This window comes from Streptomyces sp. NPDC014623, from assembly GCF_043088245.1.
In the GTDB taxonomy this organism is placed as follows: domain Bacteria; phylum Actinomycetota; class Actinomycetes; order Streptomycetales; family Streptomycetaceae; genus Streptomyces.
In genome coordinates this window covers 605091-621023 of record NZ_JBIBZU010000001.1, presented here as the reverse complement: position 1 = coordinate 621023, position 15933 = coordinate 605091, and the positions used below count along the sequence as shown (strand labels likewise).

Sequence of the window (15933 nt, the reverse complement as noted above, 5' to 3'; positions counted from 1 at the left end):
GTGCTCCGTCTTGTCTGTCGAGTCAGCAGACTCGCAGACCACATGGGGACCGTCGGCCTCACGCCGTGCCACGGGCCCCCTTCTCCACTGGGGAACACATGCGTATTCGTGCCACTGTTGCCGTTGTCTCCGGCGCCCTGGCTCTGTCCGCGTTCGGCGTCCCGGCAGCGCAAGCCGAGGACGGCCGCACCTGGACGCCTGACTTCGGGCTCTCCGCCCCGAAGCAGTCCCACGAGCGGATGGCCGCCCGTGCGCTCACCGCGACCGGCGACCTCAAGATCACCAAGGCCGTCGTGAACGGCGGCAAGCCCATCGTGGTGGGCACCACCGCACCGAAGAAGGTCTCCGTCGCCATCACGGCCACGGACGACTCGGGCATCGCCGACGCGGCGACGTTCCTGTGGACCGGCAGCACTCTGGAGTCCGAGGACAGCTTCGGCATCGGGCAGAACGAGGACGTCGCCACGTGCAAGGCGGTCAACGCCACGACCTCCACCTGCACGCTGACGGTCACGGTCGACCCGGCATGGCTGATCAACTCGGACGCGACCACCTGGAAGGTCGGCGCCGCGGTACTCAGCAAGGACGGCCAGATCGTCCAGAAGGACACCTTCGCCAAGACGAAGCTGCAGCGTCTCTCCAAGGTCACCGTCAACGCCGCCCCGGAGCCCGTCAAGAAGGGCAGGACCATCACGGTCACCGGCAAGCTGTCGCGCGCCAACTGGGAGACCGCCACCTACAAGGGCTACGCCACCCAGGCCGTCAAGCTGCAGTTCCGCAAGAAGAACAGCAGCACCTACACAACCGTCAAGACCATCAGGTCGAGCAGCACCGGTGCGCTGAAGACCACCGTCAAGGCGTCCGTGGACGGCTACTGGCGCTACAGCTTCGCCGGTACGTCCACCACCCCGACCGTCACGGCCGCGGGTGACTTCGTCGACGTGAAGTAGCCGGCTACGAGCCGAAGCGGCGGCCGACCACACGCCAGGCCAGTTCCAGGACGGCCGCCGCTGCCGCCGCGATCCCCACCGCGGCCCACGGCATGGTCGTGCCCACCAGCTTCAGCGCGAAGAAGTCCTGGAGCCACGGCACGGCGAGCACGACGAGGAAGCACAGGCCCATCGTCGCCACCAGGGCGACCCGCCACCACGTGTACGGGCGGGCGATGATCGCCAGGACCCACATGGAGACCAGGAACAGTGTGAGGGTCGCCGCGCTCGTCTCCGCGTCCAGCGCACCCGTACCGGCGTAGTGGTGGCGGGCCACCAGGTAGGTGGTGAAGGTGGCCGCCGCCGCGATGACCCCGGAGGGGATCGCGTAGCGCATGACACGGCGTACGAAGTGCGGCTGGGCCCGCTCCTTGTTGGGGGCGAGCGCCAGGAAGAACGCCGGTACGCCGATGGTCAGTGTGGACAGCAGCGTGAGGTGCCGTGGCAGGAACGGGTACTCCACCTGGGAGCAGACCACCAGGATCGCCAGCAGCACCGAGTAGACCGTCTTCGTCAGGAACAGGGTGGCGACCCGGGTGATGTTGCCGATGACCCGGCGGCCCTCCGCCACGACCGACGGGAGCGTCGCGAAGCTGTTGTTCAGGAGCACGATCTGGGCCACCGCGCGCGTCGCCTCGGAGCCCGAGCCCATCGAGACCCCGATGTCGGCGTCCTTCAGCGCGAGGACGTCGTTGACCCCGTCCCCGGTCATCGCGACCGTGTGCCCGCGCGACTGGAGGGCGCCGACCATGTCCCGCTTCTGCTGCGGGGTGACCCGGCCGAAGACCGCGTTCCGCTCGATCTCCGTCGCCATGTCGTCCCGGGCCTCGGGCAGCCGGCGGGCGTCCACGGGGTGTTCGGCACCCGGCATCCCCAGCTTCCGGGCCACCGCGCCGACCGAGACGGCGTTGTCGCCGGAGACGACCTTCGCGGCGACGTCCTGGTCGTCGAAGTAGGCCAGGGTCTCCCCGGCGTCGGGCCGCAGCCGCTGTTCCAGGACCACGAGTGCGGTCGGTACGGCCCCGGAGACGGCGTCCGGGGCGTCCAGTTCGCCCCGGACCCTGGCGAGGAGCAGGACCCGCAGCCCCTGCTCGTTGAGGTGGACCGTCTCCGCGAGGGCGGGGTCGTCGGCGGGCAGCAGCACGTCGGGGGCGCCGAGCAGCCAGGCGGACGCGTCGCCGTCGTCCTCGGTGAAGGCGGCGCCGCTGTACTTGCGGGCCGAGGAGAACGGCACGGTCCGTGTGACGTCCCAGCCCCCGCCGTCCGGGTGGGCGTCGGCGACGGCCCGGAGGCTGGCGTTGGGCCGCGGGTCGGAGGCGCCGAGGGCGCCCAGGACGCGGTGGACGTAGCCCTCGTCGGAGCCGTCCAGCGGGCGGACCTCGGTGACGTCCATGCCGCCCTCGGTGAGGGTTCCGGTCTTGTCCAGGCAGACGACGTCGACCCGGGCCAGTCCCTCGATGGCGGGCAGCTCCTGCACGAGACACTGCTTGCGGCCGAGCCGGATGACGCCGATCGCGAAGGCGACCGAGGTCAGCAGGACCAGACCTTCGGGGATCATCGGGACGATGCCGCCGACCGTGCGGGCCACCGAGTCCTTGAAGTTGTCGTCCTTGACGACCAGCTGGCTGACGATGAGCCCGATCGCCGTCGGAACCATCATCCACGTCACGTACTTGAGGATCGTGCTGATGCCGCTGCGCAGCTCGGACTGCACGAGGGTGAAGCGGGACGCCTCCTCGGCGAGCTGTGCGGCGTAGGCCTCACGGCCGACCTTGGTGGCGGTGAACGCCCCGCCGCCCGCGACGACGAAACTGCCCGACATCACCGGGTCCCCCGGCCGCTTGACCACGGGGTCCGCCTCACCGGTCAGGAGCGACTCGTCGATCTCCAGGCTGTCGGCCTCGACGACCGTGCCGTCGACGACGGCCTTGTCCCCGGGGCCCAGCTCGACCAGGTCCCCGAGGACGATCTCGGAGACGGAGACCTCGGCGGAGACCCCGTCGCGCCGTACGGCCGGTTTCGCCTCGCCGATCAACGCGAGGCTGTCCAGGGTCTTCTTGGCGCGCCATTCCTGGACGATGCCGATCCCGGTGTTCGCGATGATCACGAAGCCGAAGAGGCTGTCCTGGACGGGCGCGACGGCCAGCATGATCACCCAGAGCACGCCGATGATCAGGTTGAACCGGGTGAGGACGTTCGCACGGACGATCTCGGTGACCGAGCGGGACGAACGGACCGGTACGTCGTTGATCTCGCCCCGGGCGACCCGTTCGGCGACCTCGGTGGTGGTGAGCCCGCCCGGTGGTGCGGGTGCGGGAAAGGTCTTTACGGGGTCCGGCTGCTCGCCGGAGGAGTCGAGTGCCCGCTGTGTCATGCCTCCGACCGTACGGGCGGGAGGGGTGCTCCACCCGCCGGGCGCCGGAAGTTCCGACCGGGGGAGGACCGGAATGGTCCCACGGTCGTAGGCAGGGGGGCAGAGGTCGTACGGGGCCCTGGATCAGGCGCAGGGGACGCCCGGGGCCGGAGCAGAAGCGGTCCGGGGCCGGTGGCCCGGCGTCAGCGGTGTGCGCCGTCGGGAGCGGACTCCTCGGCGGCGGCCTGCGCCGCGGCGCGCTTCAGCGCGGCGTCACGGCCCCGGACGTACCAGATGCCGATGAGGCCCAGCCCGGCACCGGCCAGGCACACCCAGACCCACCAGGCGTGACCGCGGTCGTCGAACCAGCCGTAGAAGGGGACCTGCACGAGGAAGAGGACGAACCAGAGGATCGTGCCGCCGGTGACGGTGGCGACGACGGGCCCCTCCAGGGGCTCGGGCGCCTCGTGCCTGGGTGTCCACTTCTGCATGCGGACAGTCTAGCCGGGGCACCGACGGGCCAGTCGGCCCAAGGATCTACGCGCGGAGATAGCGATCTTTCCCTTATGTATTCATACTGAATCTGCTTACGGATGACTCGAATTATTCGTGTGAACATCCAAATTCGACTGCTTTCATTCCCTCGATGCACGACTGAAGGTCATACATGTCCTCCTCGGCCACCGCTCCGGTCGATCAGCCGCCGGCACCGCAGCAGCCCCACGGCGTCCTCGACCGCTACTTCAAGATCTCCGAGCGAGGGTCCACGGTCGCGCGCGAGGTCCGTGGTGGTTTCGCCACGTTCTTCGCGATGGCGTACATCATCGTGCTCAACCCGATCATCCTCGGCAGCGCGAAGGACATGTACGGGCATCAGCTCGACGGCGGCCAGCTCGTCACGGCCACCGTGCTGACGGCCGCGTTCTCCACGCTCCTGATGGGTGTCATCGGCAATGTGCCGATCGCACTCGCCGCGGGGCTCGGCGTCAACACCGTCGTCGCCCTCCAGCTCGCCCCCCGCATGAGCTGGCCGGACGCGATGGGCATGGTCGTCCTCGCGGGCATCGTCGTGATGCTGCTGGTCGCGACGGGGCTCCGTGAGCGCGTCATGAACGCCGTGCCGCGGTCGCTGCGCAAGGGCATCGCGATCGGCATCGGCCTCTTCGTGCTGCTGGTCGGCCTGGTCGACTCCGGCTTCGTCTCCCGCATCCCGGACGCCGCGCACACCACCGTGCCGCTCCAGCTCGGCAGCGACGGCCATCTCAACGGCTGGCCCGTCCTGGTCTTCGTCCTCGGCACGCTGCTGACCCTCGCGCTGATCGTCCGCAAGGTGCCGGGCGCCATCCTGCTCTCCATCGTCGTCATGACGGTCGTCGCCCTGGTCATCGAGGCCGTCGCCGACCTGCCGGACGGCGCCTGGGGGCTCACGGTCCCCGAGTGGCCGGGCAATCCCGTCTCGTCCCCGGACTTCGGCCTGATCGGTGAGGTCAGCCTGTTCGGCGGATTCGGGAAGGTCGGGCTCCTGACCGGCGTCCTCTTCGTCTTCACCGTGCTGCTGTCCTGCTTCTTCGACGCGATGGGCACCATCCTCGGCGTCGGGGACGAGACCGGGCTGATGGACAGGGACGGCAACTTCCCGGGGATCAACAAGGTCCTGCTCGTCGACGGTGTCGCCGTCGCCGCGGGCGGCGTGAGCTCCTCCTCCGCGTCCACCTGCTTCGTGGAGTCCACGGCCGGCGTCGGCGAGGGAGCCCGCACGGGGCTCGCGAGCGTGGTGAGCGGACTGCTCTTCTCGGTGGCGCTGCTCCTGACGCCGCTGGCGACGATGGTCCCCTCGCAGGCGGCCACTCCGGCACTGATCGCGGTCGGGTTCCTGATCCTCGCGGGCAACGTGCGGGACGTCGACTGGAGCGACTTCACGCTCGCCGTCCCGGCCTTCCTGGCCATGCTGATGATGCCGCTCACGTACTCGATCACCAACGGCATCGGCATCGGCTGCATCGCCTTCAGCGTGATGCGCCTGGCGGCGGGACGCGGCCGGGAGGTCCCGACGGCCATGTACGTGGTGTCCGCGGTCTTCGTCTTCTACTACGCGATGCCGGCGCTCGGCCTCACGTGAGCGCGTGCGCACGCCCCGCCCCTCCGGGGCGGGGCCCCGTCAGGTGACCCGGTCGGCCGGGTCCGCGTGACGGGGCTCCGCCCCGTAGAACTTCTCCGTCTCGTCGACGGCCGCCTGGAAGCGTTCGTCGAAATCGTCGCGGACGAGCGTCCGGACCACGTAGTCCTGGACGCTCATGCCACGTCTGGCTGCGTGCCCGCGGAGCCGGTCGAGCAGCTCACCGTCCATACGCAGGCTGAGCACTGTCGATCCCATACCAAGCAGCGTCGCTGCACACCTGGTCGTTTCGCGGCTCATTCCGCCCCACACTCACTCGTTCGGGTGATTAGTTTCTCGCGCGTGTACCACCGGTTGGTATTTAGCATTGCTAATGAGTTACGCTAAGGAACATGCCTGACCTGATCCACGACGGTGACAGTGCCGCCGCCGTGAGCTCCCTTCGCTCCGCCGTGATGCTGCTGGGCCGGCGCCTGAAGCACCAGCGCGTCGACGAGTCGCTGAGCCCGACCGAGATGTCGGTGCTCGGCACACTCGCCCGTTGCGGTTCCGCCACTCCCGGTGAGCTGGCCCGCAAGGAGCACGTGCAGCCCCCGTCGATGACCCGCATCGTCGCGCTGCTGGAAGCCAAGGGGCTGGTCAGACTGGAACCGCACCCCGATGACCGTCGGCAGAAGATGGTCAGCCGGACCGAGCAGGCGGAAGCCATGCTCGCCGAGTCCCGCTCCAAGCGGAACGCCTGGCTGGCCACCCTCGCCGAGGGCCTGGACGAGGACGAGTGGGAGAAGCTGCGGGCCGCCGCGCCCGTGCTGGAGAAGCTCGCCCACCTCTGACCGGCGGGGCGCGCGGGCCCGCGGTCCGGAGCCCGCAGCGCCCCGCCGTCACGTCCTCGTCAGTCCGAACGCCGTACACGCCCGAGGAGGCGAACTCTTTTGAGTACGGGATCCGGAGCAGACTCCGCCCCCGCACCGACTTCCACCCACGAGAGCAAGACCGGCGGGACCTTCTCGTCGCTGAAGATCCGTAACTACCGCCTGTTCGCGACGGGCGCCGTGATCTCCAACACCGGTACCTGGATGTCCCGCATCACGCAGGACTGGCTCGTCCTGAGCCTCACCGGGTCCGCCGCCGCCGTCGGTATCACCACGGCCCTCCAGTTCCTCCCGATGCTGCTCTTCGGCCTGTACGGCGGCGTCATCGCCGACCGGCTCCCGAAGCGGCGTCTGCTGATCATCAGCCAGGCAGCGCTCGGCCTGTGCGGCATCGCACTCGCCGCCCTGACCCTCTCCGGCGTCGTCGAGGTCTGGCACGTCTACCTGATCGCCTTCCTGCTCGGCATGGTGACCGTCGTCGACAACCCGGCGCGCCAGTCGTTCGTCTCCGAGATGGTCGGCCCCGCGCAGCTGCGCAACGCGGTCAGCCTGAACTCGGCGAACTTCCAGTCCGCCCGGCTCATCGGCCCCGCCGTCGCGGGTGTCCTGATCACGACGGTCGGCAGCGGCTGGGCCTTCATGTTCAACGGGCTGTCCTTCATCGCGCCGCTGATCGGCCTGATGATGATGCGTACGAGCGAGCTCTACGCGTCCGTGACCGTCAAGCGCGCCAAGGGACAGCTGCGCGAGGGGCTGCGTTATGTGTCGGGCAGACCCGAGCTGGTCTGGCCGATCGTCCTGGTCGGCTTCGTCGGCACCTTCGGGTTCAACTTCCCGATCTTCCTGACGGCCTTCGCGGACGACGTCTTCCACGGCGACGCCGGGATGTACTCGTTCTTCAACATCCTCATGGCGGCCGGCTCGCTGGCCGGTGCCCTGCTCGCCGCCCGCCGCCGCTCCTCGCGGCTGCGGATGCTGGTGGCCGCGGGCACGCTGTTCGGCCTGCTGGAGATCGCCGCCGCCCTGTCCCCCACCGTCTGGCTCTTCTCGCTGCTGCTGGTCCCGATCGGCATGATCGGTCTGACGACCAACATCAGCGCCAACACGAGCGTCCAGATGGCCTCGGACCCGGAGATGCGGGGGCGCGTGATGAGCCTCTACATGATGGTCTTCGCCGGGGGGACGCCGGTGGGCGCCCCGATCGTCGGCTGGATCAGTGACGCCTACGGTGCGCGCACCGGGATGGCGGCCGGCGGGGCGATCTCGATGGTGGCGGCGCTCGGCGTCGGCTTCATGCTGACCCGTGTCGGCGGCCTGCGCCTCAAGGTCGACCTGCGGCCGGGTCGCCAGCACGTGCGAATAGTTCCGCGCGAGCAGCTGGCTACGGCGGCCTGAACCGAACCACGAACGCCGCCCTCTCCTCGCCGGAGAGGGCGGTGTTCTCGTGCCGGTCGCGGGGGGAGCCGCCGGCTCCGGCGTGAGGCCCACGACCGCTCCGGCAACGCGAGGACGCTGGGACACTCGCCGCATGAGCAGCCAGAGACTCTTCGCCGCCGTCCTGCCCCCGGAGCCCGCCGCCGGTGAGCTGGCCCGGGCCGTCGCCCCGCTGCACCAGCTGCCCGGGGCCGTGGACCTCCGCTGGACCGCCCGAGTGGGCTGGCACTACACGTCGGCCTTCCTCGGGAACGTCGACGAGGAGCTGCTGCCGGAGCTGTACACCCGGCTGGAGCGTGCCGCGCACCGCACCGAGCCCTTCCCGCTGCGGATCCACGGCGGTGGCCGGTTCGACGGGCGGGTCTTCTGGGCGGGGGCCGAGGGCGGGCTCGACACGCTGCGGCTGCTGGCGCGGCGCGCGCACGCCGCCGCGCGCAAAGCCGGTGTCCCGATGGAGGAACACCGTCACCACACCCCGCACCTCACCCTCGCCCGCAGCCGGGTCCAGACGGACCTGACCCCTTACGTGGCGGCGCTGGAGGACTTCGAGGGCATGCGCTGGGAGGCCGGCGAACTCAGTCTCGTACGCAGCAGCCTTCCGGTGGACGGGGTGCCGGGGGAACAGCCGGGATACGAGGTGGTGCGGGCCTGGCCACTGGGGCGGTGAGCGGTGCGGTTACGCTCGTCGGGTGGATCCCAAGACCAGAAACCGCGTCATGGCGGCCGTGCTCGTGCTCATGTTCGTCGTCGTGGCGGCGGCCTCCGCCCTCGGAGGCTGAACCCGGGGACGAAGGCCGCACACGCGCCGCATACCTACCAGGCGAAGTTCTCCGGCGACGGGCCCGGGCCGGGGAAGATCTCGTCCAGGGCCGACAGGACCTCGTCCGACAGCTCCAGCTCCACCGCGCGCAGCGCCGAGTCGAGCTGCTCCCGCGTGCGCGGGCCGGAGATCGGGCCGGTGACACCGGGCCGGGTGAGCAGCCAGGCCAGGCCGGCCTCGCCGGGCTCCAGGCCGTGCTTCTCCAGCAGGTCCTCGTACGCCTGGACCTGGGCCCGCACCTTCGGGTCGGCCAGCGCCTCGCCGGACCGGCCGGAGGTGGACCGGGCGCCGCCGCCCTCGCGCTCCTTGCGGATCGCGCCGCCGAGCAGTCCGCCGTGCAGCGGTGACCACGGGATGACCCCGAGGCCGTACTCCTGGGCGGCCGGGATGACCTCCATCTCGGCGCCGCGCTCCATCAGGTTGTAGATGCACTGCTCGCTGACCAGGCCGTAGCTGCCGCGCCGGGCGGCCCGCTCGTTGGCCTGGGCGATCTTGTAACCCGAGAAGTTGGACGAGCCCGCGTAGAGGATCTTGCCCTGCTGGACCAGTACGTCGATGGCCTGCCAGATCTCGTCGACCGGGGTGTCCCGGTCCACGTGGTGGAACTGGTACAGGTCGATGTGGTCCGTCTGCAGCCGCTTGAGGCTGGCGTCGACGGCCCGGCGGATGTTGAGGGCGGACAGCTTGTCGTGGTTGGGCCACGCCTCGCCGTCGGCGCCCATGTTGCCGTAGACCTTGGTGGCGAGGACGACCTTGTCGCGGCGGTCGCCGCCCTGCGCGAACCAGGTGCCGAGGATCTCCTCGGTGCGGCCCTTGTTCTCGCCCCAGCCGTAGACGTTCGCCGTGTCGAAGAAGTTGACTCCCGCGTCCAGGGCGGCGTCCATGAGTGCGTGACTGTCGCTCTCGTTGGTCTGGGGGCCGAAGTTCATCGTCCCCAGTACGAGGCGGCTGACTTTGAGTCCGGTGCGTCCGAGCTGCGTGTACTTCATGGTCCCAAGCCAACTCCTTCGAGTGCGCTCGAAGCAAGGGCATGCTCAGGCGTGCCGGGCGAACCGGTCCAGCGCGGCCAGCACCGCGCGGGAGGTCGCCGGGCCGCCCAGGTGGCCCGCGTCCTCGATCACCGCCAGTTCGGCGTCCGGCCAGGCCCTGGCCAGCTCCCAGGCGGTGCCCAGCGGGCCGCCCAGGTCGAAGCGGCCGTGCACGAGGACGCCGGGGATGCCCGCCAGCCGGCCGGCGTCACGGATCAACTGCCCCTCCTCCAGCCAGGCGGCGTGTGAGAAGTAGTGCGCGCAGATCCGGACGAACGCCGACCGGTCACGGCCGGGCCGCCCGCTGTAGGTGGCCGGACCGGTGTGCGCCTCCATGGACAGCACCGCGTCCTCCCAGGCGCACCAGTCCGCCGTCGCCTTCGCCCGCACCTCCGGGTCCGGGCTCTCCGTCCGCCGGGCGTACGCGGCGACGAGGTCCGCCGGGTCCTCGGCCTCCGGGACGCCGGCCCGGAAACGGTCCCAGGCCTCGGGGAAGATCTGCCCGGCGCCCCGGTACAGCCAGTCGATCTCGCTGCGCCGGGTCGTCGTCACCGCCGGGATCACGATCTCCGAGACCCGCTCCGGGTACTGCTCGGCGTACGCCAGGATCAGTGTGGAACCCCAGGAACCCCCGTACAGCAGCCACTTCGTGAGGCCGAGGCGCTCGCGCAGCAGCTCCATGTCGGCGATCAGGTGCGCCGTCGTGTTGTGCCGCATGTCGGCGGCGGGGTCGCTCGCGTGCGGGGTGGAGCGGCCGCAGTTGCGCTGGTCGAACAGCACGACGCGGTAGAGGTCCGGGTCGAAGTACTGTCTGGCCCGGCTCGTGCACCCCGAGCCCGGCCCGCCGTGGACGACGAGGGCGGGCTTGCCCGCCGGGTTGCCGCAGACCTCCCAGTACACGAGGTTGCCGTCGCCGACGTCCAGCATCCCCCGGTCGTACGGCTCGATCGGCGGGTACTTCTCGTCGGGCCGCCTGTTCACCGCACCTGGTCCGACGGACCGATCGGCAGCCGGCGCTTGTGGTCGGTCAGGCGGTAGCGGCCGACGATCGTGTCGAAGTCCTTCTCGTCCACCGGCTTGCCCTCCAGGAAGTCGTCGATGGCGTCATAGGTGACCCCGAGCGCCTGCTCGTCCGCCTTGCCCGGGTCGAGCGACTCCAGGTCGGCCGTCGGCACCTTCCCGACCAGCTCGGCGGGTGCGCCCAGCGCCTGGGCGAGGGCGCGCACCCGGCGCTTGACGAGTCCGGCCAGCGGCACCAGGTCGGCGGCGCCGTCACCGAACTTGGTGAAGAAGCCGGAGATCGCCTCGGCCGCGTGGTCCGTGCCGACGACGAGGCCGTTGTGCGCCCCGGCCACCGCGTACTGGACGATCATGCGCTGCCGGGCCTTGACGTTGCCGAGCACGAAGTCCTGGTGGTGCGGGTCGCGGAAGGTCACGTCGCCGGTGAGCAGGGACGCCTGCGTGGCGTCGCTCGCGGGCTTGATGTCCACGGTCAGCACGTGGTCGGGCCGGATGAAGGACAAAGCGAGCTGGGCGTCGTGCTCGTCGGCCTGGACGCCGTAGGGGAGCCGCATCGCGTAGAACCGGGCCTCGTGGCCCGCGGCACGGGCGCGCTCGACGGCGAGCTGGCAGAGCCGTCCGGCGGCGGTGGAGTCCACGCCGCCGCTGATGCCGAGCACCAGGGCGCGCAGTCCCGTGGAGGTCAGCCGCTCGGCGAGGAAGGCCACCCGGCGTTCGATCTCCTGCTCGGCGTCGAAGGTCTCCGCGACTCCCAGCTCCCGGGCGATCTCCTGCTGCAGGGCGATGTTCGCCGGCTCGCTCACGTCTGCTCCTCGTTCCGGTCCACGACGGTCTGTCGCATCCACCCTACCCAGGGCTTCTCCGGCCAAGCCGGGGCGTTCGAGGGCGAGGGCGGCGGGGTGGCGGGGGTGCGGCCGTCAGCCCCTGACGGCCACGTGGCAGGCGGACGCCCACAGCGTCACCGCGGAGGCCAGGCCCACCACGGCGCGCACGCTCCCGTCCGGCGGACCAGCCGCGGCGAGTGCGAAACCGAGGACCGCGACGGCGCTCAGCAGCACGGCCGTGCCCTTGTACTGCCACTGGTCGTAGAGGCGCGCGAGCGGGACGTAGTGCAGTCCGACCACCAGCGCGATGGCGGGCGGGACGAGGGCGGGACGGTCCGAGGCGTTGCACACCGCGATCACCGCGAGGATCGCCGCGAGTCCGACGACGTTGACGATGCCGACCGAACGCGCCCAGTTCTGCGGCAGGACGACCGCCCGGGGCGACGGGGCGGCGCCCCTGCGGTAGGCGAGGAAGACCGCCGCCGCGGTGACCGGCACCGCGGTGATCTCGATGGCCAGGGCCGCACCCGGGGACCCCGTCCCGGGCGCCCCGGCGAAGGCCCGTACGAGGGCGAACACCGAGAGGACCAGGGTGCCCCGGCGGCGCAGGGCCCGGGTGAGCGCGACGCACTCGGCGTCCGTGACCGAGGGCACCGGGGATGCCGGCTGGACCATCCGGCGAGAGTACTGCGGTCACCGGGCCGGTTCCACGGTTTCGGACCGGACGGAGAAGGCCTCCGCTTACGGAGCCGTTCCGTCCGGCCGCACCGCTCCGACCTGCCGGTTCCCCGCCACGAGGGCGAGCCGGCGCCGTGCCGGGCCCGCCAGGGGGACGGGTGTGTGCCCCGGCCACCCGTGCCGGGGGACACGCCCCGTGAAAAGCTGGGCGGAGCCCCACTTCGAGCAGGTCCACGAAGCCCGACAGCGAGACGACAGCGATACGCCGAGGAGACCGCCGCATGAATGCCACCCCGCAGGTGCTGGCGGTGCTGGACGAGCTGCTCGCCTCCGCCGCCCCCGGTGAGCGCGGCGCCCTCTGGCACCTCGCCGAGCAGGGCCGGGAGCTGGACGCCAACATCGTCCGTCTGCCGCCCGGCGCCGGGGTCGGCGAGCACCGGGAGGACGTCCTGGACGTGCTCCTCGTCGTCCTCGCCGGCGGCGGAAGCCTGCGCACGGGTGCCGGCGGCACCCTGGACCTCGCCCCGACGACGGTCACCTGGCTGCCCCGCACCTCGCGCCGCGCCCTGGAGGCGGGACCGGAAGGGCTGACGTACCTCACGGTGCACCGCAGGCGCCCCGGACTCACGATCGAGCCGGCCGTGCGCGCTCCCGCCCACGAGGGGGGCGAGGCCCCCTGCATGCTGGACCTGGTGTGCCCGGAATGCGGGCGGCTGTCCGCGGACCGGGCGCCGGAGTTCTGCAGCGCGTGCGGAGAGGCGTTCCCGGGGCGCTGACGGGGCCGGGCCCGTCAGCGGCACCTGTGCTGCCCGCCCCCGGGGTGCCGCACCGGGTCCTCATCCCCGTGCGGGGTGTACCCAGCACCACCGGGAAGCCGGGGGCGTACGCCCAATGTGCTCGTCCGTCCTCCTCCGTAGCGTCGTCGGCGTGGCGCAGGGTGCGCCCGACGAGCAGAGGGTGATGACCATGTTCGATCGCAAGCGGGGGCCCGCGGGCCGGACGGCCGAGGCGCTGCGGCTGGTTTCGGTGAGCAAGGTGTACGGAACCGGGGACGGCGCCGTGACCGCCCTGGACGGCGTGACCCTGAGCCTGCCGACAGGGAGTTTCACCGCGGTCATGGGCCCCTCGGGTTCCGGGAAGTCCACGCTGCTCCAGTGCGCGGCGGGCCTGGACCGCCCCGACCGGGGGCAGATCCTCGTGGACGGTGAGGAGATGGGCGGCGGCAGCGAGGCGGCGCTCACGAAGTTCCGGCGGGAACGGATCGGCTTCATCTTCCAGCAGTACAACCTGCTGCCCACCCTGACCGTCGAGGAGAACACCGAGCTGCCGCTGCGGCTGGCCGGCCGGAAGGCCGACCGGGACGTCATCCGGGCGGTCCTCACGCAGATGGGGCTCGGCGAGCGCCTCCGCCACCTGCCCGACGAACTCTCCGGCGGGCAGCGCCAGCGTGTCGCCATCGCGCGCGCCCTGGTCACCCGGCCGGGCGTGATCTTCGCCGACGAGCCGACCGGAGCCCTGGACACCCGCAGCGCCCGTGACGTGCTGAGCCTGCTGCAGGAGGCCGTCCGCCTGCACGGCAGCACCGTCGTGCTCGTCACCCACGACCCGGTGGCCGCCTCCTACGCCGATTCGGTGCTCTTCCTGGCGGACGGGCGGCTGGCAGGGCATCTCCCCGCCCCCACCGCCGAGGCCGTCGCCGAACGGATGACCCGCCTCGGGGACCGCGCGGCCGGACGGCGTGCGGACAACTGCCCGTTGACGGAGGTGTGAGCGATGCTGTTCCTGGCCATGCGCTCGGTCCGTAAGCGCCCGGGGCGCTTCCTCGCCACCCTGCTCTCGGCGTTCCTCGGCGCCGTCGTCATCATGACGTTCAGTTCCCTGCACGACACGGCGGCGGCTCCCGGGGTCGACGGGGTCAGCTCGGATTCCATGACCGTCTCCGCGAGCGTCGTCGGCGGATACGGCTCCCTCCTCGTCTTCTTCGCCGTCGCCTCCACGCTCACCGTCGCCGTCCGCCAGCGGGCCGAGGAGATCCACCTGCTGCGCTGCACCGGAGCGACACCCGGCCAGATCACGCGCATGGTCGTCGGGGAGTCCGCCGTGGTGGCACTCGCCGGCTGGGCGTTCGCCGTCGGGCCCGCGGTGCTCGGCGGACGCCTCCTGCTCGACATGTTCAAGGACAGCGGCCAGGTCGCCGCGGGTGTCGGCCCCGTCTTCGGCGCGACGGCGCTCGGATCGGGCTTCGGCATCACGGTCCTCGCCTCCGCCGGCGCCGCGTTCCTCGCCGTGCGCCGCGCGACCGGGGCCGCCACCGGAGCCCGCGGCCCCTCCCGGGGCAGGGGCCGCACCCTGGCGGGCTGCGCCGCGCTGGTGGCCGGGGCCGGGGGAGTCCTGACGACGTACGCCGTCGACAGCACCGAGGAGATGCTGATGGCGTTCCCCGCCTACGGGGCCGTCCTGCTCTCCGTCGGCTTCGCCCTCCTCGCCCCGGCCCTGCTGGGCAGGCTCCTCGGGCTGATCCAGGGCCCGCTGGCCGCGACGGGCGGCGCGGGCGGCTACCTGAGCGCCCGCAATCTGCGCCGACGCGGCGCGGAACTGGCAGGAGTGCTCATGCCGATGATCGTCTTCACCGGTATGGCCACCGCCACCCTCTACATCCAGGGGGTGGAGACCGACCGGGTCGCGGCGTCCGGGGCGGCCAGGACCGTCGACGACAAGAACCTGGAGACCCTCAACCTCGTCGTCGTCGGCATCATCGTCGTCTTCTCCTGCATCATGCTCGTCAACAGCCTCTACGCCGCCACCTCTTACCGTCGTCGCGAGTTCGGCCGGCAGCGCCTCGCCGGGGCGACACCCGGCCAGGTCCTGGGGGTGGTCGGCTGGGAGGCGGTGATCCTCACACTGACCGGTCTGACGCTGGGGACCGCCGCGGGGATCGCGGGGATCATCCCCTTCACGATGGTCCGCACCGATCAGGTCCTGCCGGACCAGGGGCCCGCCACCTGGCTGGTCGTCATCACCGTCGCCCTCGTGGCCACCCTCGGCACGAGCCTCGGGACGGCGCGCAGGACGCTCCGCACGCCGGCCGTCGACGCGGTCACCGTGGCCGCGTGATCCGGAGCGGTGCGTGCACCACGGCTGCCGGGCCAACGGCGGTGCGCAAGCGCTGCGCGCCGGCCGGCCGCCGGGCCTCCGGTCCCTCCAACTCCCGGCCCGAGCACGGCGGGCGGGGCCCCTTCGGGACGCCTGGGGCCGTTGGGGTTGGCTGTGCTCTTCTGTTTTCGTTCGAAGGCTCAGGGAGGACCCCGTAGTGAAGGCATGGACAACGCGGGCCGTGTTGGCGGGAACCGCGGCAGTGGCACTGGTGACGGGGACGTCCGGTGCGGCCAGTGCCGCCGGCAGCACGCTTTTCCTGTCCGACACCGACGGCCGTTCCCTCGGCACGATGACGCACCTGGACCCTGACCCGGACACCTCCCGGGTCTGTGACACGCGTGCCGACGGGCACGGCGTCACCGGGAAGCTCTACACCTACATCGGCGGCTGGCAGCTCAGGGAGACGCAGGCGGACGGCGGCGACGCCGGCTGCGACTACTTCGACTACAACGTCGTCTCCTCCACCTCCAAGTACCTGATGAAGATCTGCTGGAACGGACCCGGCGAGATCTGCGCCAAGAAGGAGTTCACCGAGGACTGATCACCCCGGCCCCGCTCCGGCTCAGGGCGTTCGTGCCTGGTCACCCTGCCCGAACGCCCGGGGCGCCCCGGGCAGGGGGCCGGAGCCGGGGCGGCAGGCCGG

Annotated in this window: 16 protein-coding genes; 9 read left to right on the top strand and 7 right to left on the bottom strand. The window is 71.3% G+C overall.

What is annotated here, in order from left to right; all coding sequences use genetic code 11:
- Positions 1 to 98 precede the first annotated feature (98 nt).
- A complete protein-coding gene (locus tag ACF1FZ_RS02955) occupies positions 99 to 950 on the top strand; it encodes a DUF5707 domain-containing protein (protein ID WP_391771578.1) in 852 nt (283 codons plus the stop codon).
- A 4-nt stretch (positions 951 to 954) separates the two neighbouring features.
- Here the strand turns inward: ACF1FZ_RS02955 and ACF1FZ_RS02950 are convergent, their stop codons facing one another.
- Positions 955 to 3363, bottom strand: a complete 2409-nt coding sequence (locus tag ACF1FZ_RS02950) for an HAD-IC family P-type ATPase (RefSeq protein WP_391771577.1) — start codon at positions 3361 to 3363, stop codon at positions 955 to 957.
- Between the two features lie 182 nt (positions 3364 to 3545).
- Positions 3546 to 3833 carry a DUF2530 domain-containing protein gene (locus ACF1FZ_RS02945; RefSeq protein ID WP_391771576.1) on the bottom strand — a complete coding sequence of 96 codons (288 nt, stop codon included), beginning with the start codon at positions 3831 to 3833 and terminating at the stop codon, positions 3546 to 3548.
- 176 nt (positions 3834 to 4009) lie between these two features.
- Between ACF1FZ_RS02945 and ACF1FZ_RS02940 the strand changes: the two genes are divergently transcribed.
- Positions 4010 to 5461 carry an NCS2 family permease gene (locus ACF1FZ_RS02940; protein WP_391771575.1) on the top strand — a complete coding sequence of 484 codons (1452 nt, stop codon included), beginning with the start codon at positions 4010 to 4012 and terminating at the stop codon, positions 5459 to 5461.
- A 39-nt stretch (positions 5462 to 5500) separates the two neighbouring features.
- Here the strand turns inward: ACF1FZ_RS02940 and ACF1FZ_RS02935 are convergent, their stop codons facing one another.
- A complete protein-coding gene (locus ACF1FZ_RS02935) occupies positions 5501 to 5716 on the bottom strand; it encodes a hypothetical protein (protein WP_391771574.1) in 216 nt (71 codons plus the stop codon).
- Between the two features lie 134 nt (positions 5717 to 5850).
- On the opposite strand from ACF1FZ_RS02935, the gene ACF1FZ_RS02930 reads away from it, so the two are divergent.
- From ACF1FZ_RS02930 to thpR, 3 genes are all read left to right on the top strand, one after another.
- Positions 5851 to 6291, top strand: coding sequence for a MarR family winged helix-turn-helix transcriptional regulator (locus tag ACF1FZ_RS02930; protein WP_391771573.1), 441 nt, complete (start codon positions 5851 to 5853; stop codon positions 6289 to 6291).
- A gap of 99 nt (positions 6292 to 6390) precedes the next feature.
- Positions 6391 to 7725, top strand: a complete 1335-nt coding sequence (locus ACF1FZ_RS02925; protein WP_391771572.1) for an MFS transporter — start codon at positions 6391 to 6393, stop codon at positions 7723 to 7725.
- A 133-nt stretch (positions 7726 to 7858) separates the two neighbouring features.
- On the top strand, positions 7859 to 8431 hold the full coding sequence (gene thpR, locus ACF1FZ_RS02920) for an RNA 2',3'-cyclic phosphodiesterase (protein ID WP_391771571.1): 573 nt from the start codon (positions 7859 to 7861) through the stop codon (positions 8429 to 8431).
- Positions 8432 to 8577: 146 nt separating this feature from the next.
- Here thpR and ACF1FZ_RS02915 read toward each other — a convergent pair whose 3' ends face one another.
- From ACF1FZ_RS02915 to ACF1FZ_RS02900, 4 genes are all read right to left on the bottom strand, one after another.
- Positions 8578 to 9573, bottom strand: coding sequence for an aldo/keto reductase (locus ACF1FZ_RS02915; protein ID WP_391771570.1), 996 nt, complete (start codon positions 9571 to 9573; stop codon positions 8578 to 8580).
- A gap of 45 nt (positions 9574 to 9618) precedes the next feature.
- Positions 9619 to 10593, bottom strand: a complete 975-nt coding sequence (gene pip, locus ACF1FZ_RS02910) for a prolyl aminopeptidase (RefSeq protein ID WP_391771569.1) — start codon at positions 10591 to 10593, stop codon at positions 9619 to 9621.
- Entirely contained in the window at positions 10590 to 11435 is an 846-nt protein-coding gene (nadE, locus tag ACF1FZ_RS02905; protein WP_391771568.1) for an ammonia-dependent NAD(+) synthetase, read from the bottom strand. Before nadE ends, pip begins: the two co-directional genes overlap by 4 nt.
- 114 nt (positions 11436 to 11549) lie before the next feature.
- The gene (locus tag ACF1FZ_RS02900) at positions 11550 to 12131 is read right to left on the bottom strand and encodes a DUF7010 family protein (protein WP_391771567.1); all 582 of its coding nucleotides are present in this window, start codon (positions 12129 to 12131) and stop codon (positions 11550 to 11552) included.
- A 284-nt stretch (positions 12132 to 12415) separates the two neighbouring features.
- On the opposite strand from ACF1FZ_RS02900, the gene ACF1FZ_RS02895 reads away from it, so the two are divergent.
- The 4 genes from ACF1FZ_RS02895 to ACF1FZ_RS02880 all read left to right on the top strand — a co-directional run bounded on the left by ACF1FZ_RS02895 (position 12416) and on the right by ACF1FZ_RS02880 (position 15831).
- Complete coding sequence (locus ACF1FZ_RS02895) at positions 12416 to 12910, top strand: hypothetical protein (protein ID WP_391771566.1); 495 nt, start codon at positions 12416 to 12418, stop codon at positions 12908 to 12910.
- Positions 12911 to 13100: 190 nt separating this feature from the next.
- Positions 13101 to 13904: an ABC transporter ATP-binding protein gene (locus ACF1FZ_RS02890; RefSeq protein WP_391771802.1), complete on the top strand. Its 804-nt coding sequence runs from the start codon at positions 13101 to 13103 to the stop codon at positions 13902 to 13904.
- A gap of 3 nt (positions 13905 to 13907) precedes the next feature.
- Positions 13908 to 15248, top strand: coding sequence for an FtsX-like permease family protein (locus tag ACF1FZ_RS02885; RefSeq protein WP_391771565.1), 1341 nt, complete (start codon positions 13908 to 13910; stop codon positions 15246 to 15248).
- 220 nt (positions 15249 to 15468) lie between these two features.
- Positions 15469 to 15831, top strand: a complete 363-nt coding sequence (locus tag ACF1FZ_RS02880; RefSeq protein WP_391771564.1) for a hypothetical protein — start codon at positions 15469 to 15471, stop codon at positions 15829 to 15831.
- Positions 15832 to 15933 lie beyond the last annotated feature (102 nt).